The organism is Burkholderia sp. 567 (assembly GCF_040545115.1).
Classification (GTDB): Bacteria; Pseudomonadota; Gammaproteobacteria; order Burkholderiales; family Burkholderiaceae; genus Burkholderia; species Burkholderia ambifaria.
On the sequence record NZ_JBEPLG010000004.1, the window covers coordinates 365,603 to 389,730 of the forward strand.

The 24,128-nt window shown below is 65.5% G+C and carries 30 protein-coding genes and 1 pseudogene; 21 read left to right on the forward strand and 10 right to left on the reverse strand.

Features of this window, described 5'->3' with window-relative positions:
* Positions 1–9 precede the first annotated feature (9 nt).
* Positions 10–1,563, reverse strand: coding sequence for a DHA2 family efflux MFS transporter permease subunit (locus ABIC50_RS14995; RefSeq protein WP_354165017.1), 1,554 nt, complete (start codon positions 1,561–1,563; stop codon positions 10–12).
* A gap of 535 nt (positions 1,564–2,098) precedes the next feature.
* Between ABIC50_RS14995 and ABIC50_RS15000 the strand changes: the two genes are divergently transcribed.
* The 5 genes and pseudogenes from ABIC50_RS15000 to gfa all read left to right on the forward strand — a co-directional run bounded on the left by ABIC50_RS15000 (position 2,099) and on the right by gfa (position 4,823).
* Positions 2,099–2,599 carry an Ohr family peroxiredoxin gene (locus tag ABIC50_RS15000; RefSeq protein ID WP_011660691.1) on the forward strand — a complete coding sequence of 167 codons (501 nt, stop codon included), beginning with the start codon at positions 2,099–2,101 and terminating at the stop codon, positions 2,597–2,599.
* A gap of 179 nt (positions 2,600–2,778) precedes the next feature.
* Entirely contained in the window at positions 2,779–3,258 is a 480-nt protein-coding gene (locus ABIC50_RS15005) for a carboxymuconolactone decarboxylase family protein (RefSeq protein WP_229083188.1), read from the forward strand.
* A 4-nt stretch (positions 3,259–3,262) separates the two neighbouring features.
* Entirely contained in the window at positions 3,263–3,676 is a 414-nt protein-coding gene (locus ABIC50_RS15010; protein WP_354165020.1) for a cupin domain-containing protein, read from the forward strand.
* Positions 3,677–4,066: 390 nt separating this feature from the next.
* Positions 4,067–4,225 (forward strand): annotated as a pseudogene (locus ABIC50_RS15015) (S-(hydroxymethyl)glutathione dehydrogenase); the annotation flags it as partial.
* Positions 4,226–4,247: 22 nt separating this feature from the next.
* The gene (gene gfa / locus ABIC50_RS15020) at positions 4,248–4,823 is read left to right on the forward strand and encodes an S-(hydroxymethyl)glutathione synthase (RefSeq protein WP_354165022.1); all 576 of its coding nucleotides are present in this window, start codon (positions 4,248–4,250) and stop codon (positions 4,821–4,823) included.
* A 192-nt stretch (positions 4,824–5,015) separates the two neighbouring features.
* On the opposite strand, the gene ABIC50_RS15025 is transcribed toward gfa, so the two are convergent.
* Positions 5,016–5,351: a hypothetical protein gene (locus ABIC50_RS15025; protein ID WP_354165025.1), complete on the reverse strand. Its 336-nt coding sequence runs from the start codon at positions 5,349–5,351 to the stop codon at positions 5,016–5,018.
* A gap of 374 nt (positions 5,352–5,725) precedes the next feature.
* On the opposite strand from ABIC50_RS15025, the gene ABIC50_RS15030 reads away from it, so the two are divergent.
* The 9 genes from ABIC50_RS15030 to ABIC50_RS15070 all read left to right on the forward strand — a co-directional run bounded on the left by ABIC50_RS15030 (position 5,726) and on the right by ABIC50_RS15070 (position 8,751).
* Positions 5,726–5,929 carry a cold-shock protein gene (locus ABIC50_RS15030; RefSeq protein WP_011660696.1) on the forward strand — a complete coding sequence of 68 codons (204 nt, stop codon included), beginning with the start codon at positions 5,726–5,728 and terminating at the stop codon, positions 5,927–5,929.
* A 239-nt stretch (positions 5,930–6,168) separates the two neighbouring features.
* Complete coding sequence (locus ABIC50_RS15035) at positions 6,169–6,324, forward strand: hypothetical protein (protein ID WP_012371974.1); 156 nt, start codon at positions 6,169–6,171, stop codon at positions 6,322–6,324.
* Positions 6,325–6,662: 338 nt separating this feature from the next.
* Positions 6,663–6,947 carry a hypothetical protein gene (locus ABIC50_RS15040; protein WP_011660698.1) on the forward strand — a complete coding sequence of 95 codons (285 nt, stop codon included), beginning with the start codon at positions 6,663–6,665 and terminating at the stop codon, positions 6,945–6,947.
* A gap of 46 nt (positions 6,948–6,993) precedes the next feature.
* Complete coding sequence (locus ABIC50_RS15045) at positions 6,994–7,203, forward strand: hypothetical protein (RefSeq protein ID WP_041491858.1); 210 nt, start codon at positions 6,994–6,996, stop codon at positions 7,201–7,203.
* Positions 7,204–7,236: 33 nt separating this feature from the next.
* A complete protein-coding gene (gene rpsU, locus ABIC50_RS15050; RefSeq protein WP_006754722.1) occupies positions 7,237–7,449 on the forward strand; it encodes a 30S ribosomal protein S21 in 213 nt (70 codons plus the stop codon).
* A 9-nt stretch (positions 7,450–7,458) separates the two neighbouring features.
* Positions 7,459–7,665 (forward strand): hypothetical protein, encoded by a 207-nt coding sequence (locus ABIC50_RS15055; RefSeq protein ID WP_126223869.1) that lies wholly within the window; start codon positions 7,459–7,461, stop codon positions 7,663–7,665.
* A gap of 52 nt (positions 7,666–7,717) precedes the next feature.
* Complete coding sequence (locus tag ABIC50_RS15060) at positions 7,718–8,059, forward strand: hypothetical protein (RefSeq protein WP_012371977.1); 342 nt, start codon at positions 7,718–7,720, stop codon at positions 8,057–8,059.
* A 57-nt stretch (positions 8,060–8,116) separates the two neighbouring features.
* Positions 8,117–8,332, forward strand: a complete 216-nt coding sequence (locus tag ABIC50_RS15065; RefSeq protein ID WP_006759567.1) for a hypothetical protein — start codon at positions 8,117–8,119, stop codon at positions 8,330–8,332.
* Between the two features lie 134 nt (positions 8,333–8,466).
* The gene (locus tag ABIC50_RS15070; protein ID WP_175670467.1) at positions 8,467–8,751 is read left to right on the forward strand and encodes a hypothetical protein; all 285 of its coding nucleotides are present in this window, start codon (positions 8,467–8,469) and stop codon (positions 8,749–8,751) included.
* Positions 8,752–9,068: 317 nt separating this feature from the next.
* Here the strand turns inward: ABIC50_RS15070 and ABIC50_RS15075 are convergent, their stop codons facing one another.
* The 5 genes from ABIC50_RS15075 to ABIC50_RS15095 all read right to left on the reverse strand — a co-directional run bounded on the left by ABIC50_RS15075 (position 9,069) and on the right by ABIC50_RS15095 (position 13,229).
* Entirely contained in the window at positions 9,069–9,761 is a 693-nt protein-coding gene (locus ABIC50_RS15075; RefSeq protein WP_354165028.1) for a YoaK family protein, read from the reverse strand.
* Between the two features lie 89 nt (positions 9,762–9,850).
* A complete protein-coding gene (locus tag ABIC50_RS15080; RefSeq protein WP_354165029.1) occupies positions 9,851–10,297 on the reverse strand; it encodes a DoxX family protein in 447 nt (148 codons plus the stop codon).
* Between the two features lies 1 nt (position 10,298).
* Positions 10,299–12,191 carry an amidohydrolase gene (locus tag ABIC50_RS15085; protein ID WP_354165032.1) on the reverse strand — a complete coding sequence of 631 codons (1,893 nt, stop codon included), beginning with the start codon at positions 12,189–12,191 and terminating at the stop codon, positions 10,299–10,301.
* An 18-nt stretch (positions 12,192–12,209) separates the two neighbouring features.
* On the reverse strand, positions 12,210–12,377 hold the full coding sequence (locus tag ABIC50_RS15090; protein ID WP_011660704.1) for a DUF1427 family protein: 168 nt from the start codon (positions 12,375–12,377) through the stop codon (positions 12,210–12,212).
* A 165-nt stretch (positions 12,378–12,542) separates the two neighbouring features.
* Positions 12,543–13,229 (reverse strand): hydrolase, encoded by a 687-nt coding sequence (locus ABIC50_RS15095; RefSeq protein ID WP_011656592.1) that lies wholly within the window; start codon positions 13,227–13,229, stop codon positions 12,543–12,545.
* On the opposite strand from ABIC50_RS15095, the gene ABIC50_RS15100 reads away from it, so the two are divergent.
* The 3 genes from ABIC50_RS15100 (at position 13,228) to ABIC50_RS15110 (ending at position 14,802) form a co-directional block, all read left to right on the forward strand.
* A complete protein-coding gene (locus ABIC50_RS15100) occupies positions 13,228–13,365 on the forward strand; it encodes a hypothetical protein (RefSeq protein WP_166488193.1) in 138 nt (45 codons plus the stop codon). The genes ABIC50_RS15095 and ABIC50_RS15100 overlap by 2 nt on opposite strands.
* Positions 13,366–13,536: 171 nt before the next feature.
* The gene (locus tag ABIC50_RS15105; protein ID WP_165754098.1) at positions 13,537–13,818 is read left to right on the forward strand and encodes a XapX domain-containing protein; all 282 of its coding nucleotides are present in this window, start codon (positions 13,537–13,539) and stop codon (positions 13,816–13,818) included.
* 75 nt (positions 13,819–13,893) lie between these two features.
* Positions 13,894–14,802, forward strand: a complete 909-nt coding sequence (locus tag ABIC50_RS15110; protein ID WP_011660706.1) for a LysR family transcriptional regulator — start codon at positions 13,894–13,896, stop codon at positions 14,800–14,802.
* A gap of 106 nt (positions 14,803–14,908) precedes the next feature.
* Here ABIC50_RS15110 and ABIC50_RS15115 read toward each other — a convergent pair whose 3' ends face one another.
* From ABIC50_RS15115 to ABIC50_RS15125, 3 genes are all read right to left on the reverse strand, one after another.
* On the reverse strand, positions 14,909–16,684 hold the full coding sequence (locus ABIC50_RS15115; RefSeq protein ID WP_354165035.1) for an ATP-binding protein: 1,776 nt from the start codon (positions 16,682–16,684) through the stop codon (positions 14,909–14,911).
* Positions 16,685–17,047: 363 nt separating this feature from the next.
* Positions 17,048–17,869, reverse strand: a complete 822-nt coding sequence (locus tag ABIC50_RS15120; RefSeq protein WP_175697005.1) for an alpha/beta fold hydrolase — start codon at positions 17,867–17,869, stop codon at positions 17,048–17,050.
* Between the two features lie 69 nt (positions 17,870–17,938).
* Positions 17,939–18,364, reverse strand: coding sequence for a DUF3331 domain-containing protein (locus tag ABIC50_RS15125; protein WP_354165038.1), 426 nt, complete (start codon positions 18,362–18,364; stop codon positions 17,939–17,941).
* A 556-nt stretch (positions 18,365–18,920) separates the two neighbouring features.
* On the opposite strand from ABIC50_RS15125, the gene ABIC50_RS15130 reads away from it, so the two are divergent.
* The 4 genes from ABIC50_RS15130 to ABIC50_RS15145 all read left to right on the forward strand — a co-directional run bounded on the left by ABIC50_RS15130 (position 18,921) and on the right by ABIC50_RS15145 (position 24,111).
* Positions 18,921–19,742: an alpha/beta fold hydrolase gene (locus tag ABIC50_RS15130; RefSeq protein ID WP_354165276.1), complete on the forward strand. Its 822-nt coding sequence runs from the start codon at positions 18,921–18,923 to the stop codon at positions 19,740–19,742.
* Positions 19,743–20,072: 330 nt separating this feature from the next.
* Entirely contained in the window at positions 20,073–21,353 is a 1,281-nt protein-coding gene (locus tag ABIC50_RS15135) for a c-type cytochrome (RefSeq protein ID WP_354165041.1), read from the forward strand.
* On the forward strand, positions 21,350–21,850 hold the full coding sequence (locus ABIC50_RS15140) for a (2Fe-2S)-binding protein (protein WP_006760329.1): 501 nt from the start codon (positions 21,350–21,352) through the stop codon (positions 21,848–21,850). The genes ABIC50_RS15135 and ABIC50_RS15140 overlap by 4 nt, the downstream gene beginning before the upstream one ends.
* On the forward strand, positions 21,850–24,111 hold the full coding sequence (locus ABIC50_RS15145; RefSeq protein ID WP_354165044.1) for a xanthine dehydrogenase family protein molybdopterin-binding subunit: 2,262 nt from the start codon (positions 21,850–21,852) through the stop codon (positions 24,109–24,111). Before ABIC50_RS15140 ends, ABIC50_RS15145 begins: the two co-directional genes overlap by 1 nt.
* The last annotated feature ends 17 nt before the right edge of the window (positions 24,112–24,128 follow it).

The window sequence follows — 24,128 nt, forward strand, 5'->3', positions numbered from 1 at the left end:
CGGCCCCGTTCAGTGCGCGCCGCCCGCCATGCCGCCGCCGCCCTTGGCGGGTTTGGTGAGCCAGACCAGCGGCACGATCATGATGAAGATGATCGACGACAACCAGAAGATATCGTTCAGCGCGAGCATCGCGGCCTGGGCATTCAGCGTGCGTTCGAAGAACGTCGTGGCCTGATCCGCGCCGCCGCCGAGCGTCGCCTGCAGCTGGGCGATGGCACTCGCATAGACGGGGTTGTTCACGCTCGATTGCTCGGCGAGCCGCGCATGGTGCAGGATCGTCCGGTCGTTCCATCCGGTCGAGATCAACGACGTGCCGACGCCGCCCGCGAACACGCGCACGAAATTGGACAGGCCGGCGGCCGCCGGAATGCGCTCGGCGGGCAACCCCGACAGAATGATCGCGGTCAGCGGCGTGAAGAACAGCGCCATCGGAATACCCTGCAACAGCGTCGGCAGCACCAGCGTATAGGGGTCGACGCCCGTCGTGTAATGCGAGCGCATGAAGAACACGCCCGCAAAGCCCAGGAAGGCCAGCGTCGCAAGCACCCGCGCGTCCGACTTCGGCATGATCTTCGCCATCAATGGCGCCAGCATCACGGCAAAGATCCCGAGCGGCGCCGTCACGAGGCCGGCGTCCACCGATCGATAGCCGAGATAGCCCTGAATCCATTGCGGCAGGATTACGAGGTTCGAGAAGAACACCGCATACGCGACCGAGATCGCAATCGTGCCGCCGCGGAAATTGCGCAACGCGAAAAGGCGAATGTCGACGATCGGGTTTCCCTCCGTGAACTCCCAGATCAGGAAGAACAGGAAACTGATGGCGGCGATGACGGCAAGCGTGCAAATCACGGGCGAACTGAACCAGTCGAGGTCCTTGCCTTTGTCGAGCATGATCTGCAGCGTCGCGACCCACACGATGAGCGACATCAGCCCGACCTTGTCGATCGGGACCTTGCGCACCTGCGTCTCGCGGTCGCGATAGATCATCCACGTGACGCCGGCCGCGAACAGGCCGACGGGAATGTTGATGTAGAAGATCCAAGACCAGCTGTAGCTGTCGGTGATCCAGCCGCCCAGCGCGGGACCGGCGATCGGGCCGACCGTCGCGGTCATCGACCATAGCGCGAGCGCGGTGGCGCTTTTCTCCTTCGGATACGAACCGAGCAGGATCGCTTGCGACAGCGGAATCAGCGGCCCCGCGACGACGCCCTGCAAGACGCGTGCGGCGAGCAGCACGAGCAGGTTCGGCGCGACACCGCACAACCACGACGAAAACACGAACAGCACGATCGCGGCCACGAACAGCCGGATCTGCCCGACGCGCTGCGTAAGCCAGCCCGTCAGCGGAATCGCGACGGCATTGGCCGCGGAGAACAGCGTGATCACCCACGTGCCTTCGTCGACGGAGACGCCGAGGTTGCCCGAGATGGTCGGAATCGCGACGTTGGCGATCGACGAATCGAGCACGTTCATGAACGTCGCGAGCGCGACGGCGAGGGTCGCAAGGATCAGCTTTCCGCCCGTCAGCGGCGGCGGTGAAGGTTTCGTTGAGGAATGCATCGGGCTTCACTCCGGAGTAACGACCGCGCCGGCGTATCGATCCGGCCGGTCAGACGATGGGATCGACCGGCGCGCGACAATCACGCGCACGGGGTCGACGGTTCAGCCGGCGCGCGGGGGCGTGGCGGGTGGCGCCATCGAAAACCGGATGCCTCGACCGCCTTGCCGTGCCGGAATACTAGGAGCGGCGTTCATGCGCAGATAGACCTGCATCGAAACACTTTCCCGTTCCTCATCGGCACCAATCGGTCACGCCACTGCAGTCGCGGAAAAGATCAATGCGCCCTCGCGCCCGTCGCTCACCGTATTGGTACGGAGTAGGCAACACCATGCATCCCAAGCTGATCTGGTCCGGCGGCGCGTCTTTGCCTAGCATGGCAAAGAGCGCGTCGGCCATCGTTGGAATGGCGGTCATCGGGATCGATTTGCCGGCAGGGCCCGCACCCTTGCGCCGATGCGCGTCGACGCACCACGCACCGTCCGGACACGCAAGGTTCGGAACGTTCGCGTTCGCCGATCACAGACCGGGAGAGATATGGAGAACGAGAGGTTGCAACCTCCGCCGCTGACACTGCTCGACAAATACCGGGGGCGGGAATTCGCCCCGCTCTACACGACGACGGTCACCGTGTCCGGCGGCGAAGCCGGGCACGGCCGTGCTTCCGGCGTCGCGCGCTCTGACGATGGCTGTCTCGTCCTCGATCTGCGGTTGCCGACCGAACTCGGTGGTCCGGGCGGCGGGACCAACCCCGAACAGTTGCTGGCCGCCGGCTACGCCGCGTGCTTTCACGGCGCGCTGAGCCTGCTCGCGCAACGCGACCGGATCGATATTCGCGACGCCACCGTGGCCGTCGAAGTGACGTTCGGTCGTGATCCGATGGATGGCGGATATGCGCTGATCGCGAATGTCACCGTCCGCATGCCGGGTATCGATCGACAGGTCGCGGAACGTCTGGTGCGCGACACGGAGCGCCTGTGCCCCTATACGAAGATGGCGCGCCAGGGCATCTGCAATATTCTCGCGGTGTCGGCGTGACCGAATTACGCCGACATACGTGGCGGACGATTGGTGCCGACGCGACAACAGAGTGCGCACGCGCCCGGTACTACTGGCACGCGAGGCCCGCGATTACGATGGCTGCCAAGCGGGTCGTGCGATCGATCGCGATACGCAGGGCCGGCGGTACCCGCTTCCACAAATCAGGAGAACGGATCATGACGCAACGTATCAACTACTTTCAGCAATCGCCGGAATTCACCAAGAAACTCGTCGAGCTCGACGGGTTGTTTCAAAAGACGACGATCGAAGTGCCGGTCCGCGAGCTCGTCGAGATTCGCGCATCCCAACTGAACGGCTGCGCGTTCTGCGTCGACATGCACGTCAAGGCGGCCCGGATCCACGGCGAGCGCGAACTGCGCATGCATCACGTCGCGATCTGGCGCGAGTCGACGCTGTTCTCGCCGCGCGAGCGCGCCGCGCTCGCATGGACCGAAGCGCTGACGCATCTTCAGCCGGATGGCGTGCCGGATGAGCTCTACGAACGCGTGCGGACTCACTATTCCGAGAAGGAGCTGTCGGATCTGACGTTCCTCGTCGGTGCGATCAACTGCTGGAACCGGCTGAATGTCGCGTTCCGCATCGTGCCCGGATCGTTCGACAAGATGTTCGGGCTCGACAAGGCCAACCTGGAGTAACGACATGAAACGCATCATGCTCACGCTCACGCTCGCGCCGCTTACGCTGTCGCTGTTGATGCCCGTCCAGCCGGCCGCCGCCGCCGCACCGCAAGCCAAGGTTACGACGCTGACCACGGAGCCGTTGCCCGAGTATCCGGGCAAGGAGGTCGAGATGATCGTCGTCGATTATCCGCCCGGCAGCGTCGATCCCGTTCATCGTCACGACGCGCACGCATTCGTCTATGTGCTCGACGGCAGCATCGTGATGGGCCTGAACGGCGGGAAGGAGGTCACGCTTCACGCCGGCGACACATACCACGAAGGCCCGAAGGACATCCACACGGTCGGACGAAATGCCAGCAGCACGAAGCCGGCAAAATTCGTCGTGTTCATGATCAAGAACCAGGGTGCGCCGATCCTCACACCGGTGAAATAGCGGGATCATCGTGGAGGCCCGGCGACGCCGGGCCCGCTCAGCGCACCGGAAGCCTGCTCGCGATCCGGTGCGCAAGCTGCGCGGTGCAAGCGGCTCCATGCAGCCGTTTGCACCGCCGCATCACGACGCGTCCTTGGCGACGTCGACGTCTTTCGTCAGGCCACCGTCGTTCTCCCGGCACGATGATTCCTGGAATCGGGACATCGCCGGGTATACTCCCCGCCAGTATCGCCATATACTCCCCCCCAGTTTCACCAGAACCACGAGCGGCAACCTAAAAGGCGCAGAATCGTGGCGTGTTCTTGCGTGCGCGCACGTCGTGCAAAAAGGCAGATCGATGCGTTCGCGCGTGCCGGAGCAACGCGCCGAATACGGGTCGATCTTTCCGGCAAGCGCCGCTCGCAATTACCCGGCATGGTCGAGGACGCAACGAACGGCAAGGTTCAGCTTGCGCCGTTCGTGACACACGCGAAATCGCTCTCCGGCATCAACGAAGCATTCGCTCCGATACGCAACGGGAAGTCGATCCGAGCCGTCGTTCACCAGTGAAGCATCGAAAAGGAGCATGAACATGTCCGTCGCCATTCATCCCGCCGTCGATCGCGGCATTCAAAAGGGCGCCGCCGATTTCGCGGGCGGTACGCTGAGCTGCCAGTGCACACAGGATCCGGTAGAGGTTCGGGTCGATGCGCAGGTCGCATTCAATCACGCGTGCGGCTGCACGAAGTGCTGGAAGCCCGCCGGCGCGCTGTTTTCCGTCGTGGGCGTCGTGCCGCGCGACAAGGTCACCGTGACCGCACATGGCGAGAAACTGCGCGTCGTCGACGACAAGGCATTGATTCAGCGCCATGCGTGCTCCGCCTGCGGCACGCACCTGTTCGGCCGCATCGAAAATGCCGACCATGCGTTTTACGGGCTGGATTTCATTCATACCGAACTGTCGCCGGATACCGGTTGGGACGGGCCCGGTTTCGCTGCATTCGTGTCGTCGATCATCGAGAGCGGCACGCCGCCGTCACTGATGGCGGACGTGCGCGACACGCTGCGCGCCAAAGGGCTCGAGCCCTACGATTGCCTGAATCCGCCGCTGATGGATGCGCTCGCGACGCAAACGGCGAAAGCCAAGGGGACATACCGGGAGGCTTGAGTTCATCGCCACGGGGCGACGCGCTGCGGAGCTGCGCGTCGCGCCCCATCGTGGCGCTCGCGAGCACCGCGGTGCCGCTTTCAACGGCACGGACCAACGCTGCCCAAATTACAGTGGCGTTTTCGATTCCGGCGCGTCCTCGACGAGCAGCATGCACCGGACGGCGATTCTCTCCTTCGCACCGACCGGCCCCTAATTCTCGGGCGCCGATGGAAGCGGAATCCAGTGCGTGTACCCGGACTGCACGTTCGCCACGTCCTCGAATGAAGCGACCACCGCGAATCCTTCCGGAGTCCAGGCCAGCACGTTAAGCGCCTGATCGGCATCCAGACGCGTCGGACAGTGCTGACTCGTCCTGATCCAGCTCTGGCTTTTGCGTGCGCCCCGCCACCCATCCCATGCAGCGGCCACGCGCGTGCCCCGGACGTAGCCGTCCTGGTCACGAACCCGGTTGACGACGTCGGCGCGATATTCGCTAGGCGTATCGCGAAACCACCATTGCTCAAACAGCTCTCGTTCGGTTCTCACAGACGCCTCCCCACACAGTGTTGCGTCAAGCTCAATACGCAAGTGAGCCGGCGCTGATTTCATCAGACGTCGAGCATTCGCTGTTCCCGCACCGCGGCTACGGTCGTCGCAACGGCTTGTCCATCCACTGCACCGGCGACGCTCAAACTGGCCCGAAATCCGTCAGAAACGCGCCCGGGCCATCTCTCACCCTCGACCGAAAAGGCTTGACACCTCTGTCGCCGCCGCGTACTGTCGGCCGTGAAGTATTCAAGAAGCGCGACTGCTGCTCATCATCGACCGCGAACTGCGGTATTCGTTGTCCTTTCCCTCCTTGATTATTTTCCCGCGTCCATTCGTGGCGCATCCGTTCGTCTATTCTCAGGAGATCTAATATGGATACCGGTACTGTCAAGTGGTTCAACGACGGCAAAGGCTTTGGCTTCATCACGCCCGATAAAGGCGGCGACGATCTGTTCGCGCACTTCTCCGAAATTCGCGGCGACGGTTTCAAGACGCTTGCCGAAGGCCAGAAGGTGAGCTACGAGACCAAGAACGGCCCCAAGGGCCTGCAGGCAGCGAACATCACCCCGCTGTAACCGTCTCAAGCCTCGACTTCGCGCAAGGAGCGGCGCATTGCCGCCGCTCCTTGTGTCATGCACGGCCTCGCGGCGCCACGCGTCTCGAGGCCGGCTCGACTGGTCCGTCCGCTTCGCAGGGAGACATTGAACCTGCGCGCAGGCAGATGCCCGTCATGGTGCGCGTGTTCGACCGCGCATCCGGGCCCGGACCAGCCATCCTCGCAGGATCGCGCACGCGACGCAGCAGGAGAATTTCCATGACCCAATATCAGTCCCGCGGCAACAAGGCGCCTCCGCGTACCAAGCAGCCCCCGATGCTGCCGAAGCTCGGCACGGCGTTGAACTGGGTGCCGCCGAAAGAGTCCTCGATCACGAAGACGCAGCAGAAAAAGCGCACGACGTCTGCGCAATAGCGTCGAATCGCGGCTGCACAGGCAGCGGCGACCATCGCGCAACCTGTTGCGGCGCGGGGCGAAGGCGGTCACGATCCGTCACCGCGCGCGTGCCGGTTGCTGCACGTAATACCGAATAAGTTGAAGGCCCGGCCAACGATGCGCGTATGATGGGCTTATCCGAGCGATCACCCGCCCTCCGAACGCTCCCCCCTTCACTACCGCGCGCTTGTTGCATCCCCTCCGCCGCGCTGCAATTTTGTCCCTTTCACCCCCGCCGGCCCGCCCGACAATGGATGGACCTTGGCCGGACGAGTTCGACCGTGCTTTTCGCCGCGGCCGAACGACAGGAGTTTGTCATGAGCATGCATTCCTACCGTGGATTCGAGATCTATCCACTGATTTACCCGCACGTACCGGCAGCGAATGGTGCTCCGCACAACTACGATGCCGGCTTCGACGCAGCAGTCAGGATTTGTCTTCGCGGTGCGACGGACACGCAAACGCAAAGCCAGACGTACCGGCTTCGCGACAACGCGCCGTTCGGCACGGCCGGTGACGCACGTCGCGCATCGGTGCGCTATGCCGAGAACATCATCGACGACAATCGCGAAACACACGCGTTCCTGTCGAACGCAGGCTGAGGCGGCTACCCAGCCGATGCGATGCATCGGCAATCTGGAGAGCAACATGGTCATTGACGAACTACTCGCATTGATCGGACGGCACGAGGTTACGTGGGCCGACACGATCTCGCTTGCCGGAATCTCTGATTCGGCTCTGTGTCACCAGCAAGAGTTGCAAATGTACGGCGCGATACGCGCGCTATCGATCGGTGCCGGACACTCGGAATTCGAGTCCGACGAGATAGCGAGCGCCGTCATGACGCGGCTCGGCTAACTTCTTATACGAACCTTCTCAAACAGGGCAACCATGACAACCGTCACACTGAAAGTCAACGAACCGATCGATGTCGCACTGCGCCGATTCCGCCGCGACATCGAGAAAACCGGGTTGATTCGCGAGCTGCGCAGTCGCACCGGCTATGAAAAGCCGACGACGGAACGCAAGCGCAAAAAGGCCAGTGCCGTTGCCAGGCAGCGCCTGCGCGCGAAGCGCATGTTGCCCCCGCGCAAAATGTACTAGGAGCGCATCGTGTCCAACCTGCCGGCCGATGCCCCACCGTTTTTCCCGTTGACGAAATGCCAGGTGGATTTCGATCGACAGAAAGACATGGTGACGCTACTGCCGAGCTTCTATGCGTTCGGCTGTGAGTACACCAGCCGCGGCCTCCTGATCGGCCGGGACGATGCCTTCAAATTGATTGCAGCCATCGAGAAAGCGCTCAGCGTGCAGAGCTGAGCTGAGCCGCCGGCGCGGACGCTTCACAAGCATCAAAAGCAGAAGACCAACCATGCGCGTCGCGACCCGGTACGTGGACTTGCTCTGTTTCCTTGTTGCCCTTCAACTGGTCACCAAAAGGAAAACGCGCGAGTGGTTGTCGCCGTTTCAGCTCGTGGAATCACTGCAGGCATGGCTTGTCGTCCATCGCGCGAAATGCGAATGGCGCGATCGTGTCTGGATAGGACACGCGTCTCTTCAGATCGCGAAGTCCGTCCACGCCGTGGACGGTCCTCCGCTGCCGGAGCGGCTTCCTGGCGTGGAAGACGACTCGACGGCCCGCCCCCGAGGCGCGATCGCCAATCGATCGGGCCTGCGGATAAAGTGCATTCGCTACCTTCGAGAGCATATCTGACAGTGGCGCGCGCGCACGGCCACGTAGCCCGCGACAACCCTAAATCTGGAGGAGCACATGCTCTTCAATTCGACACGGTTCCGAATCGATCCGACACCACGCCGGGCCGATGGACAGTACATCGCACATGCGAGGATTACCACGTTGCTCGTCGACGGAGATGAGCGACAGGTACTCTGCAGCGGCGACCTGGCCGCTTTCGACCGCCGCGACGAGGCAGTTGCGTACGCAGCGAAATGGGGAGAAGGTTGGTTGACTGCGCAATTTGGCTGAAAATGGGAAAGTCGGCGCACGCACGTGAAGCATGTCGCTGACGGCCTCTTCCTTCCACAGCGATCGCCCCGCGCTGAAGACAGACTGGAAGGAGTCCGATTTGCCAACGCCGTCCGAGAAGAAGCCACGCCGCGATGATCACTGACCCAACATCCGTACCGCACTACCTCGTCCTGCTGAGCGGCTGGCAGCCCTATGTGCTGGATATGGAGCGCGTCGTGATCCGGCGGGAAGCCAGTCGATTGTTGCTTGCGTTTGCGCGGACGCGCGGAAAACTCGAGCGTATCGACGGTGACGAATGGAACATGTTTTCCGACGCACAAAACCTGTCGACCCTCGAGCGTGGGCAGGCGCGGTTCTACGCACTGGTGAAAGGGACCGAAACCGAGCATCAGCTGCGGTTGCTGGCCGTTCTCTGAAATCGGATTTCCGAGTGGAGCACGGCGCGGGGAGATTCGACCGCGCTACCTGAATGCCGATCGTTCCGTCCACCGCACGCAAGGCCCAGCATGAAACTGGTTTTGGTAGGTGCATTGTTGTGCTGTGTGATCGTCTTCCTGTTTTGGGGCAACCCAAGAGACGGCGACCGGTAGCGCATCCGTCGCCGTCGTACGACCTCGAGTCGATGGCGTAAGAAGAGCGCCGCCGCGTACGCTCCAGCAGCGCCCTCGCCCATCTCAACGAAGACCGCTTTGCGCCGACGGCCTGCCAGCCGCCGCGCGGCGTGCCGGCTATCTCAACTCCGCACGGCAGGCGCCGCGTCATGCGCGCCGGACGTCAATGCCAGTGCCGCAAGCGCGCCAGCCGGCGCGAGCAGCGCCCAGAATCCGATGTAGCGAAAGCCGAGCGCGCCAGCCATTGCGCCCAGCGCGAACGCGACGATCGCCGGCAGCATCTTGCCGAACCGTGCGCGTGCGGCCACGCGCGCGCTGTCGGCCGTGCCGGCTGACAACAGGTCGACGACATCGAGAATCGCCTGCGTGACGTTGCCCGTCATCACCGTGTTCGGCACGCTTGCGCGGGCGATCACGCGCGGATGCGCGTTCTGCACGCCCATCGCGAACGTGCCGACGATGCCGGCCAACAGCACCGGCAGGCTGTCGGACTGCGTGACGGGCGTCGCCCACACACCGGCCGCACAGAAGCCGAGCAGCATCACGGCCTGCACCGCATACAGCGCACGCGCGCCCTGCCATGCCGGCCGCGCGGACAACGAGCGCGCGATCAGGCTCGCCGCGATGACGCCGCATATGAAGGCGGGAAACACGCTCAGTTTCAGCAGGAGGCCCTGCCCGAATCCGGCAACGCCTGCGCCGATCAGCACGAAGTTGCCCGTCACGTGCGCGGTGAATAGCCCGAACAGCGAGACGAAGCTCAGCGTATCGACGAACCCGGCGACCGCGGAAAGAAGGGTGTCTTCAGATTTCAATTCGTGATGTTTGCGTAAAGGTTGGGCGACGCGGCGACCGTGGATGGCACGGTTGCCGCGTCGCGTTCGCGGGAGGACCGACCCGGCGGTCAGATATCGCCGTCGCCCTCCCCCCGTTGAATATCGCCGACGATGGTGACAAGGACGAGCGCCGCAATCAAGCCCAGGTGTTCAAAAAAGCTGTTCAGCGCCATGAAATGTTCGACGCCCGAGCGGTTCCAGAAATCGTTCGCCACGACCATCGCGACGAGCGTCAGCATCCCGAGGCTGCCCGCGCCGAGCCATGTGAAGCGGCGAAACACCACGCACAGCGAGCCGCCGATCTCGACCGCAATCGCCAGCGCCGCCCACAGCGCCGGCGGGTGCAGGCCGAAATGCGCCTGCTCCGCGATCGCATCGTCGAAGTGCATCGCCTTGTTCACCCCGCCGATCAGGAACGCGGAAACCAGCGCGAGCCGAACCAGCGCGCCGACCCACGCCGGCGACAGGAGCGCGCGAATCCACCCGGGGCTACATCGGCCGGTCACGGTCGTCATGTCAGACCGCCCAGCACGAACAGCCGAACGCGCCCCAGAAGCCCTTCGCGTCCGACGTCGGCAACGTGCGGCCCCACGCGCTCGCATGTGCGTGGCCGTGCATCCCGCACGCGGTCGAACAACCGCACGCGGCAGCGGCCGCTGCTGCGCGCTGCAGCGGCGCGCCCTCGCGCTGCGTCGCGCCCCAGCCGCCATAGCCGCCGTAGGTGCGCACCGGCGACCAGTCCGGCATCGCCGGCGGAATCGGCATATCGTGCGACGCGAACGGCCCGGCACCCCACACGATCCGGCCGCCGACCACCGTCAGCAACGCCGTCGTGTCGGCGATATCGTCCTCCGCGCACGTGAAGAAATCACGATCGGGGACCATCAGGTCCGCCAACTGCCCGACCGCGATGCGGCCCTTCTTGCCCACTTCGTTCGAGAACCACGTCACGTACTCGGTCCACATGCGCAGCGCGGTTTCGCGATCGAGCAGATTGCGCTGCGGATACAGGCGCGTGCCGCCGACCGTCTTGCCCGTCACGAGCCACGCGAGCGACACCCACGGGTTGTACGACGCCACCCGCGTCGCATCGGTGCCGGCCGACACCTTGATGCCCTTGGACAGCATCTTCGCGACCGGCGGCGTCGCCTCGGCCGCCTGCGCGCCATAACGCTCGACGAAGTACTCGCCCTGATAGGCCATCCGGTGCTGCACCGCGATGCCGCCGCCGAGCGCCGCGATCCGGTCCATCGATCGCTCGGAGATCGTTTCCGCGTGATCGAAGAACCAGTTCAGCCCTTCGAGCGGGATGTCCTCGTTGACCTTCTCGAACACGTCGAGCGCGCGGCTGATCGTTTCGTCGTAGGTCGCATGCATGCGCCACGGCCAGCGGTTCTGCGCGAGCACGCGCACGACGCCTTCGAGATCGTCCTCCATCTGCGCCGGGAGATCCGGACGCGCGACGCGGAAATCCTCGAAGTCGGCCGCGGAAAACACCAGCATCTCGCCCGCGCCGTTATGACGGAAGTAGTCGGTGCCGTCGTGATACTTGACGCTCTTCGTCCAGTTCACGAAGTCTTCCTTCTCCGCGCTCGGCTTCTGCGTGAACAGGTTGTACGCGATGCGGATCGTCATCTCGCCTGCGTCGTGCAGCTGGCGGATCACTTCGTAATCGTCGGGGTAGTTCTGCGAGCCGCCGCCCGCGTCGATCACGCCCGTCACGCCGAGCCGGTTCAGCTCGCGCATGAAGTGGCGCGTCGAGTTGTACTGATACTCGAACGGCAGCTTCGGGCCCTTCGCGAGCGTCGCGTAGAGGATCGTCGCGTTCGGGTTCGCGAGCAGCAGGCCGGTCGGGTTGCCCGCGGCGTCGCGCAGGATCGTGCCGCCCGGCGGCTCCGGCGTGTCCTTCGTATAACCGACGACGCGCAGCGCGGCCGCGTTCAGCAGCGCGCGATCGTACAGGTGCAGGATGAACACCGGCGTATCGGGTGCGGCCGCGTTGAGCTCGTCGATCGTCGGCAGGCGCTTCTCGGCAAACTGATGTTCGGTGAAGCCGCCGACCACGCGCACCCATTGCGGCGCGGGCGTGATCGCGACCTGCTGCCGGAGCATCTCCATCGCGACGGCGAGCGAGCGCACGCCGTCCCAGCGCAGCTCCATGTTGTAGTTCAGGCCGCCGCGAATCACGTGCGTATGGTTGTCGGTCAGGCCCGGCAGCACCGCGCGGCCGTCGAGATCGACGACCTTCGTCGCGCGGCCCGCGAGCGGCATCACGTCCGCGTTGCTGCCGACCGCGACGAAGCGGCCGTCCTTGATCGCCACCGCGGCGGCGACGGGGTTCGCACGATCGAGCGTCGTGATGCGCCCGTTGTGCAGGATCAGATCCGGTTGGGTATCGGTTGCGGTCATTGCGTCACCTCACTTCGATCAAAGGCCGATGAGCTGCTTGAGGGCGGGGACCGCCTGCACGCCAATCAACATGCCGAGCAACCCGACCAGGGCGATCAGCGGCGGTGCGGGAGAGCGAACCTTGATAGCGCTGTAGATCACGCCTATCAGCAGGCCCGCACCAAGGGAAACCAGATAAGGTTCCATACGATCAATCTCTCGAACAAATTGGAATGCAGGCGGATGCCCTGCAAACGCTCCGCGGGCGGCCTGCGCGGATGAACCGCGTCACGCCGCCCGCATTGACGTATCACCGCCGCGGCGCGCTCATCGAGCACGGCGCGGCGGCATAGACAATCCCGAGTGGGCGCGTTACTTCGCCGGCACCGGCGGAATCGACTCGTGCGGCGTCGCGGTGCGTTGCGGTGCCTTGTGGACCATCGTGTACGCGTAGTCGACGCCCATCCCGTATGCGCCCGAATGCTCCTTCGCGATCGCCATCACAGCGTCGTAGCTGTCGCGGCGTGCCCAGTCGCGTTGCCATTCGAGCAGCACTTGTTGCCACGTGACCGGCACCACGCCGGCCTGCACCATGCGCTGCATCGCGATGTCGTGCGCGGCTTGCGACGTGCCGCCCGATGCGTCGGCGACCATGTAGATCTCGTAGTCGCCTTCGAGCATCGCGCACAGCGCGAACGTCGTGTTGCAGACTTCGGTCCACAGGCCCGACACGACCACCTTCTTGCGGCCGTTCGCGGCCAGTGCGTCACGCACCTTCTGGTCGTCCCACGAGTTCATCGACGTGCGTTCGAGCGTCTTCTGGTTCGGGAACACGTCGAGCAGTTCGGGATAGGTGTGGCCCGAGAAGCTGTCGCTTTCGACCGTCGTGATCGTGGTCGGGATGTTGAAGACCTTCGCAGCCTTCGCCAGGCCCACGACGTTGTTCTTCAGCACCTGGCGATCGATCGACTGCACGCCGAACGCCATCTGCGGCTGCTGGTCGATGAAGATCAGCTGGCTGTTCTGGGGGGTGAGTACTTCAAGCTTCGGATTGCTCATGGCGATCATGTCCTTTGACGTGGAGAAAAATAAAGCCTGGCTCGCCGGCAAGCCGGGGGCCCGATGTGCTGTGCTGGGAGGTTTTTCCTGCCAACGTCTTCCATTCAACATGGAAACTCGAAGCAATGCCAATTAATCGTTCTGTTTAAAAACCGCCTGAAAACCTATCCTTAAAAGATCTTAAATCGGGGGAATTTTCGCGCCGCGCCCGCGATGACCTGATAGGCTGTTTTTCGACTTCGTCGGTTCATCGGCGGGGGATTTATTCGCACCTTCCACACGGTTGTCACCTACTTCAATTTATATTATGAAACCGTACGTTTCGTCGCTATTGGCCGGCATTCTCGCCGGCGCCGTCTACGCGTTGATCGGCGTGCAAGCGCCCGCGCCGCCCACCATTGCGCTGGCCGGGCTGTTGGGCATCCTGGCCGGCGAACAGATCCTGCCGGTCGCTCGCCGGATGCTCGCGGGCATCCACCTGAAGGCCGCATGGAGCGAAGCGAAGTGCACGCAGCACATGTTCGGCTCGCTGCCCGGCGCGCAGCCATCCAACGCCGCGGCGAAGCACCACGAGTCGACGCCGACCTGACGGATCGCCATTGACTGGACAAAGGGGCTCGGCGCGTTAACATGACGGCCCGACGCCCCGCCTGTGAAATCCATCATGAAGCTGTCATTCGAAGCGCTCGAAGCGCTGGACGCGATCGACCGTACCGGCACGTTCGCCGAAGCCGCGGAACTGCTGCATCGCGTCCCATCGGCCCTGACTTACCTCGTGCACAAGCTCGAGGGCGACCTCGGCGTCGCGCTGTTCGACCGCAGCGGACGCCGTGCGAAGCTCACGCATGCGGGTCGCGTCGTCGTCGAAGAAGGCCGGCGGCTGCTGCATGCGGCCGAGCAGCTCGAACTCAAGGCGCAGCGCGCGCAGCAAGGCTGGGAAACCGAGCTGCGCATCTGTATCGACGAGATCCTGCCGTTCGACGCGCTATGGCCTCACGTGCATGCGTTCTACGGGCTCGAAATGGACACGCGGCTGCGGCTCTCGACCGAAGTCCTCGGTGGTACGTGGGACGCGCTGGTGGCGCGCCGCGCCGATCTCGTCGTCGGCGCGACGGGCGAGCCGCCGGAGCTGCCGGGCATCGTCACGCGGCCGATCGGCACGCTCAGGCACGTGTTCGCGATCGCGCCCACCCATCCGCTCGCGGCCCTGCCCGAACCGCTGTCGATGGCGTCGATCGTCGAGTATCGCGGCGCCGTGATCAGCGACACGTCCCGCGAACTGCAGCCGCGCTCGATCGCTGTCGATGCCGGGCAGCCGACGCTCGCGGTCCCTACCCTCGCGGCAAAACTGGCCGCGCAGTGCGAAGGGCTCGCCGTGGGCACGCTGCCGGACTGCATCGCGGCGCGCGCGATCGCACAGGGCAAGCTCGTCGCGCGCCAGGTGACCGGCATGCGCGACACGACGCATTGCTACATGGCGTGGCGCGCCGACGAAGCCGGCCGCGCGTTGCGCTGGTGGGTCGAGCAGCTCGATCGCCCCGATCTCGTCGACCGGTTTCTCGCGCTTGCGTGATCCCGCCGGTGATCCCGCCGCGCACGCGCTTCATCGCCATCCCGGGTCGCGCAGCCGGATCTGCGCATCGCGCCGAACGTCGTGATCGCACCTGCCGCGTGCGTCGTTACGGTTCGTCGCCTGTCTCGCAAGCGAGCGCATCCGCTTCGGGCCACGCGTCGTGAACGCCGCGGCTCGATCCGCCGCCATGCGCAAGCGCCGCGGTATACGCGGCCAGCAGCCGCTTGCGCGCATCGTCTTGCGAAGGCGTCGCATCCAGATCCCGCATCGCGTCGAGCGCCACGCGCGCACGTTCGCGACACTCGTCCACGAGCGACAGGTCCAGCAGGCACGGCACCGCCACGGCCGCCAGCGCGATGCCGGTCTCCGCGTGGCCGTCCGGCGAAAACGCCCAGTCGAGCGCCGCGCGCAGATTGCCGAGTTCGCGGCGCACCAGATCGCGCCGCGATTCGGCCGGCGACCCATCGCCGCCGTCGGGCGCCAGCGTGAACAACGCAAGAAAGTAGTTCGCGTGCGCGAGCGCGGCGGCCGCGCTTTCGCCGTTGCTCTCCAGCTGCTGCAGCGCATACGCGCGCGTCGTGGTCAACAGCCGGTAGCGCGGCACGCCGTGCGCATTCTCGACGTTCACGAGCGACTTCGACACCAGGCCGGCGATCGTGTCGAGCAGGTCCGCATCGGCCAGCCCGGTCGTGCCGACGATGTCTCGCACCGCCTCGATCGAAAAACCGTCGCGGAACACGCCGAGCCAGCGCAACAGCACGCGCTCCGTGCCCCCCAGCAGGCGGTAGCTCCAGTCGTACATCGCCTGCAGCGTCCGGTGGCGTGGCAATGCCGTGCGAAAGCCGCCGGTCAGCAACCGGAAATGGTCGTCGAGATGATCGGCCAGTACGTCGATGCCGAGCACGGCCGCGCGCGCGGCGGCCAGTTCGATCGCCAGCGGCAGGCCGTCGAGATGCCGGCACACCGACGCCATCAGCGACACGCTGCGTTCGTCGAGCGGAAAGCGCGGATCGGCGGCGCACGCGCGCGCCGCGAATAATTGCACCGCGCTTGCGGCCAGCGTGTCGGCGGCGCCGGCACCTTCGTCGGCGACCTCGAGCGGCGGCACCGGGCACTGTCGCTCGCCGTGGATCCGAAGCGCCTCGCGGCTGGTCGCCAGCACACGCAGCCCGGTATCGGACTCGGTCAGCACGGCGGCGATTCGCGCGGCGGCATCCAGCAGATGCTCGCAATTGTCGAGCACGAGCAACATCCTGCGATGCGCGACGCTCGCGAGCACCGCTTCGAGCGTCAGCGGGCGGGCCGGCAGCGCGAGGCCCAGCGCGTCGGCCAGCGCGGCGGGGACGAATTGCGGGCACGCGACCGTCGCCAGCGACACGAACGCCGCGCCATCCGGAAAGCGCGCCTCGGCCCGGAGCGCGGCTTCGACCGCGACGCGCGTCTTGCCGATGCCGCCCGCGCCGACCAGCGTCACGACGCGCGACGCGTCGAGCGCCGCGAGGACATCGGCGACCATCTGCTCGCGCCCGACGAGCGCGGTCGGTGCGGGCGCGAGCCGGGACGTCGCGGGGCGCACGGCAGCCGCGCCTTCGGCGGGTTCGCTGACGAGCCGATAGCCGCGCCCCGGCACCGTGACGATCAGATGCCGGTCCTGGCCCAGCGCCTTGCGCAACGACGCGATATGCACCTGCAGGTTGTTTTCCTCAACGAACGTGTGCGGCCACACGCGCTGCATGATCTCGTCTTTCGAGACCAGCGCGCCATTTGCCTGAATCAGGAGTTCGAGAATTTCGAATGCACGGCTGCCGATGCGCAACAATTCGCCGTTCGCGCGAATTTCACGTCTGTCGAGAAAAACGTGAAGCGTTCCAATGCGGATCATGGGAGGGTCTAATCGATGGCATTTATCGATGTCAGTCGAAATGACACCGATTTGACACCCAATGCTACGGCATTTGCTACGTATGATGATTCAAATTATCAGAATGGAAAGAGCAAATTTTTTGAATCGTTGAAATCCGCGGGCCTCGCATCTTCTGCGCATGACACGCATCGCGCCGTTCATTCCCCACCGGCGAAGCCGGGATTCACCGATGAATCGGATTTCGTACGATTAAACCGCGATTCGATTGACGCGGAATTCGGGCGAGCCGCAGTTCGGCCCATATTTGAACGCGCGGTTCGAGATGAGCCGCAGCAAGGACGCCGGACGGCCATGTGGCCGCCCGGCTATGTCACGCCAACGTCACGCGCTGACGAACGCCAGCAGTTCGTCGTTCAATCGTTGGGCATGCGTCAGATACAGCGCATGCGGGCCGCCTTCGTAAACACTCAGCGTCGCATCCGGCACGCGCGCGACGGTGGCCGCGGCCGTCAGCGCGAGCGGCGCCGTCTGGTCGTCGTCGCCATGAATCACGCGCGTCGGCACGTCGAACTTGTCGAGATCCGCCCGGAAATCGGTTTCGGAAAATGCGCGGACGCAATCGAGCGTGCCCTTCAATCCGGCCTGCAGCGCCATGAACGACGTCCAGTCGAGCGTGGCGCGCGAGATCGTCGAATCCGCCCGGTTCGAGCCGGTGAACAACGGCCAGAATTGCTCGAAGAACGCGGCGCGGTCCGCCACGATCGCCGAGCGAATGCCGTCGAACATCGCGACGTCGACGCCGTCCGGATGATCGTCGCGTCGCGCGATGAGCGGCGTCACCGAGCCGATCAGGACGGCCTTCGCGATGTGGCGCGTGCCGTGCCGGCCGATGTATCGGGCCACCTCGCCGCCGCCCATCGAAAAGCCGACGAGCGTCACGTCGCGCAATCCGAGCGTCTCGATCAGCGTCGCGAGATCGTCCGCCAGCGTGTCGTAGTCGTAGCCCGTCCACGGTTGGCCGGACCGACCGAAACCGCGCCGGTCGTACGCGATGCCGCGAAAACCGTTCGATGCCAGATGATGCATCTGGACGTCCCACATGTCCGCATTCAGCGGCCAGCCGTGAATGAACACGACGGGGCGCCCCGCGCCCCAGTCCTTGTAGTGAATCGAGACGCCGTCGCGTGTCGTGAACGTACTCATGAAGCTTCCTTGGCGAAGAAGAGGCAGCGGCGCCAGCCGCCGCCGGTGAATGGGGCGCACCGCTCCCGGTCAGGAACGGGACAGCCTGACGATGAACCGGTCCAGCTCGGACGCGAGGATCGCCTCCCAGCAATTCGCGGGACGCTTCGCGCCGCGCCACTGCGGCTTGTAGATCGCATCGCCGGGGCGAATCGGCAGGCCGGTCAGGGCGCAGCGCCCCGGCGAGCGGCACTTTGCGCTGATCCAGCGCTGCTCGTCATACCGGCAGTGGGTCGGATCGCTCCACGACACCAGCAGCGAGGACTCGGTCTGCCGCTCGACCGCGACGATCGCGCACCCGCGACGTGCGCCACCGCTGGACGCGCCGCGCGCGTCGTCGCGATGACGGCGGCGCGCGGCGTCCCGGTCGCGAAGATTCAGCGACGCGCAGCGGCTTGCGCCGGACGACGGATCGAGCAGCGTCATCACGTGCTCCCAGCGATCGAATGTGTCCATGACGGCGTATCCAGGCAAGTGGCGAGAGATTCGGACGTTTCGCATCCGCGCGCATCACGATCGTCATGCGCTCGCGCGAACCGGCAGCGACCCGCGACGGGACGGCTTGATGCTGACGATAGCGAGTGGCTGCTGAAGAGTCTTGATTCCCAGGCTTAATTGTTCTGGCGGCCTGGCTCGCGCGCCACACCGACCGGCCGGTTCATGAAAATTCAGCCGAATTTCAGTACACGCCGCAGGGCCGCGCGATAGGCTCCGGTCGACGTTCGTTCGCTCGCGTCGGGCGCCTGCCGGCCCGCGACCGCGAACGCACGCCGGCTGCCGGCGCAGCGTGCCGCATGCGGGCAGATCCGGACCATCCATTCCAAACGACATCATTCCACCGCACGTACAAGGAGCCTCCATGCGTCCCGCAGACCTCGACGCCGTCCCCTCGGCACGCCGCCGCGACATGCTGCTGGCCGGCGCGACCGCCGTTGCAGCCGCCGCGCTGCCGGCCGCCGCCGCCGCTGCCGCCCCCAAACGCGCGTCTTCCGGCCATCAAGGAACCCATCCGATGAACACGATCACCACGCAAGACGGTACGCAGATTTATTTCAAGGACTGGGGCAGCGGCCGTCCGGTCGTGTTCTCGCACGGCTGGCCGCTGTGCGCCGACGCATGGGATCCGCAGATGCTGTTCCTCGTGCAGCACGGCTACCGCGTGATCGCGCACGATCGCCGCGGTCACGGCCGCTCGAGCCAGCCGTCGCAGGGCAACGACATGGATACCTACGCGGACGATCTCGCCGCGCTGATGAACGCGCTGGACCTGCGCGAAGCGACGCTCGTCGGCCATTCCACCGGCGGCGGCGAAGTCGCCCACTACATCGGCCGTCACGGCACGAAGCGCGTGTCGAAGGCCGTGCTGATCGGCGCCGTGCCGCCGCAGATGGTGAAATCGCCGACCAATCCTGGCGGCCTGCCGATGGACGTATTCGACGGCATCCGCAAGAACGTCACCGAGAACCGTTCGCAGTTCTACAAGGATCTCGCCGTGCCGTTCTTCGGCTTCAATCGTCCCAATGCGAAGGTGCAGCAGGGCACGATCGACGCATTCTGGGCACAGGGGATGATGGGCGGCGCCCATGGCCAGTATCTGTGCGTCAAGGAATTCTCCGAGGTCGACTACACCGAGGACCTGAAGAAGATCGACGTCCCGACGCTGATCCTGCACGGTGACGACGACCAGATCGTGCCGATCGACGATTCCGCGCGACTGTCCGCGAAGATCGTGAAGCACGCGCAGCTCAAGATCATCCCGGGCGGCGCGCATGGCATGTGCGTGGTCGATGCGGCGCGCATCAATGCCGAGCTGCTCGCGTTCCTGAAGGCGTAAACATTGCCGCACGGCGCGCCGCGCGTCGACCTGCGTTGCGACGCCGTCCACGTGATGGCCGATCGCACGCAGGTTCGACAGCGCTGAATCCGGTCACCCACGCGCTCGACGCGATGAACGGGCTGGCCGCGTCGAGCGAACCCGAATGTTCAGAACGTTTCAGCGCGCCTTCAGGAATTGGCGAGCGCGCACACGTAGACTGGTTTCACGAGCCGACGTGCGGGCACTTGCCCGCGCGGCGGCGCCCTTCCTGGAGTGACGAATGATTTTCGGTGCATTTTGTCTCGCGCATCGAATCGGGTACGACCGGCCGATTCGCGTGGAGCACGCATGAAGCACAAACGACTCTGGCTTGGTGCGACCGGCGTCGCGATCGCGGGCCTCGCGATCGCCGTCGGCATCATGGTCCGGCCGTCGATCGCGCCGATCGAGCCGCCCGCACGCGCATCGTTCGATCCGCAACTCGTCCGGGCCGGCGCGCGCGTGGTCGCGCTCGGCGATTGCGTCGTCTGCCATACGGCGAAGGACGGCAAGCCGTTCGCCGGCGGCCTGCCGCTCGCGACGCCGTTCGGCACGATCTACGCGACCAACATCACGCCGGATGCCGATACGGGCATCGGCCGCTGGTCGCGCGACGCGTTCTCGCGCGCGCTGCGCACCGGCATCGCCCGCGACGGGCATCCGCTCTACCCCGCGTTTCCGTACATCCACTTCACGCGGATGTCCGACGACGAGATCACGGCGGCCTACGCGTACCTGATGACCCGCGAGCCGGTGCAAGCAAGCACGCCGAAGAACGACCTGATCTTCCCGCTGAACTTCCGCCCGCTCGTCGCGTTCTGGAACGTGCTGTTCCTGCACGAAGGCGCAAGCACGCCGGACCCCGCGCAATCCGCGCAGTGGAATCGCGGCAAGGCGCTGGTCGACGGCCTCGGCCACTGCGCGTCCTGCCATTCGCCGCTGAATGCGATCGGCGGCGAGAAAGCGGGCAAGGCATTCGACGGCGGCATCGTCGACGGATGGGAAGCCCCGCCGCTCAATACGCTCGGCCACGCGGCACGCCCGTGGACGCAGGCCCAGCTGGTCGCGTATCTGCGCACCGGCCGCGCGAGCGAGCATGGCGCGGCCGCCGGCCCGATGCTGCCCGTCACGCGCGATCTCGCGACCGTGCCCGCGGAAGACGTCGAGGCGATCGCCGCGTACATCCTGTCGATCCAGAAGCCTGCCGGCGCGCGGCCGGCGACGGCCGGCGCCGGACACAACCCGACGACGCCCGCCGGCCAACGCGGCGCGGTGCTGTTCCAGGCGTCGTGCGCGCAGTGCCACGGGCCGGCGGCACCGATGCAATCGATCGGCGAGCGGCCGACGCTCGCGTTCAGCACGGCGATCGCTGCCGACACGCCGCGCAACGCGATCCAGATGATGTTCAACGGTATCGGCTGGCATGGCGAGGACACGCTGAACTACATGCCGTCCTACCTCGACCAGTACGACGACCGGCAAATCGCGGATCTCGCCGCGTACATCCGCGAAACGTACTCCGATCGCCCCGCATGGAGCGACGTCGAAACCCTGGCCGCGAAACTCAGAAAGGAGGACCGCCCGCGATGATCACCCTCACCGTGAATGGCGCGCGGCATACGCTCGACATCGACCCGTCCACGCCGCTGCTCTATGCGCTGCGCAACGACCTGCACCTGCACGGTGCGAAGTTCGGGTGCGGCCTCGGACAATGCGGCGCGTGCACCGTGATCGTCGACGACAAGCCGATGTTCTCGTGCCTGATCCCGGTCGCCGCGATCGGCGCACGCAGCGTCAGGACCATCGAAAGCCTCGGCACCGCCGAGCGGCCGGGCAAGCTCCAGCAAGCGTTCATCGATCATCAGGCGGCGCAGTGCGGCTATTGCATCGCCGGGATGATCATGCGCGCGCAGGCGCTGCTCGAACGCAACCCGAAACCGACCGAACGCGAACTGCGCACCCACATGGAACCGAACCTGTGCCGTTGCGGCACCCACCTGCGGATCCTCGCGGCCGTGCGCCAGGTCGCGGGCCTGCCGGATCCGGAACCGGCCGGCGCACCGGTCATGATCAGCAAAGGCCTCTAATGAACGCACCCGACGATATCGACGAAGGCCGCCGGCACTTCATGGTTTCCGGCGCGCTCTTCGTCGCGTTCAGCCTGGCGCCGGCCGCACGCGCCGCCGCCGAGGTCGTGATCGCCGACGAAGGCGCGGCCGTGCATGTATCGCGCGCCACCGAAACGCTGGCCGGCAGCCTCAAGACCAACCCGCTGCTGGATGCGTGGATCAAGATCACGCCCGACGGCAAAGTCACCGTGTTTACCGGCAAGGTCGAGCTCGGCACCGGCGTGCGCACCGCATTGCTGCAGGTCGCGGCCGAGGAGCTGAACATGAAGCCCTCGCTGATCACGTTCCTGACGGCCGACACCGGCGCGTCGCCGGACGAGGGCCTGACCGCCGGCAGCCATACGATGGCCGACAGCGGCTCCGCGCTGCTGAACGCCGCCGCGCAGGTGCGCGCGCTGCTGGTCGACGGCGCGGCGAAGCAGTTCGGCGTCGATCCGCGCACGCTCACGGTCGCGGATGCGCTGATCAAGGCGCCGGACGGCCGCACGATGCGCTATGGCGACGCGATCCGCACCGTCGACCTGCATCGCAACGCGACGCCGACCTCGCCGCTGAAGCCGCCCGCGACGTTCGCCGTGATCGGCACATCGCTGCCGCGCGTCGATATTCCGAACAAAGTCACCGGTGGCGTCAGTTACGTGCAGGACATGGAGCTGCCCGGCATGCTGCATGCACGCGTCGTGATGCCGCCGGTGTACGACGCGAAACTGCTGTCGTTCGACGAAGCCGCGATCCTGAAGATGCCGGGCGTCGTCCGGATCGTGCGCAACGGCAGCATGCTTGCCGTCGTCGCGCAGGGGGAATGGCAGGCCGTCGTCGCGCAGCGCGCGCTGGCCGCCGCGTGCCGCTGGTCGCCCGGTCGGGCGCTGCCCGATCGCAATACGGTTCATGAGGATCTCAAGCGGATCTCGACGCAGCACATCGAGATCGCCAATACGCATGCGCCGGCCGCGCCGCCGGTGAAGACGCTGAGCGCCACGTTCCTGAAGAATTACCTGCTGCACGGCTCGATCGGGCCGTCCTGCTCGGTCGCGCGTGTCGAGAACGGCATGCTGACCGTGTGGACCCACTCGCAGGGCGTGTATCCGCTGCGCGACGCGCTGGCCGAGATGCTGTCGATGCCGAAGGCGAACGTCCGCTGCATCCATACCGAGGGCTCGGGCTGCTACGGGCACAACGGCGCGGACGACGCGGCCGCGCATGCGGCGCTGATCGCCGCCGCGATGCCGGGCAAGCCGATTCGCGTCCAGTGGATGCGCGAACAGGAACATACGTGGGATCACTTCACGCCGGCGATGGTCACCGAGCTCAGCGCGTCGCTCGACGCGAGCGGGCGCATCGTCGACTGGAAGTACGCGCTGTGGAGCAGCTCGCACAACGAGCGCATCGTCAATGCCGGCCGGCTGCTGCCCGCGCGGATGCTCGAGCCGCCGTTCGTCCCCGCGCCGTCGACGCCGATGCTGCAGCCCGAAGGCGGCGGCGATCGCAACGCGATCCCGCTGTACGCGCTGCCGAACATGCACATCGTCAACAACTTCTCGCCGACGATGCCGCTGCAGACGTCCGCGATGCGCTCGCTCGGCGCGCACACGAACATCTGGTCGATCGAAAGCTTCATGGACGAGCTCGCGCACGCCGCCGGCGTCGATCCCGTCGAATTCCGGCTGCGTCACATGCAGGATCACCGCGCGAGCCAGGTGATCAAGCTTGCCGCGACCAAGTTCGGCTGGCCGCGTCCGCCACGCGCGCGCAACCGCGGCGTGGGCTTCGCGTTCGGCAAATACAAGAACCTGATGGCTTACGTCGCGATGGCGATCGAGATTTCGGTGGTGCCGGAAACAGGCCAGGTCACGCTCGAGCACGCGGAAGTCGCCGTCGACGCCGGGCAGGTCGTGTCGCCGGACGGCATCCGCAACCAGATCGAAGGCGGCATCGTGCAGGCCGCGAGCTGGACGCTGTACGAGGCGTTGAAATACGATACGCAGCGCATCCGCAGCTTCGACTGGAGCAGCTATCCGATCCTGCGCTTCTCGGCGGCGCCGCAAAGCGTGAAGGTCCATCTGATCAATCGCCCTGGCGCACCGTTTCTCGGCGCGGCGGAGGCGTCGATGGGGCCGACCGCCGGCGCGCTGGCCAACGCGATTTTCGACGCGACCGGCCAGCGCTTGCGCGAAATGCCGTTTGCCGGTGACGGGCTGAGGAAACGCATCGACGCATAGCGTCACGACACAACCGA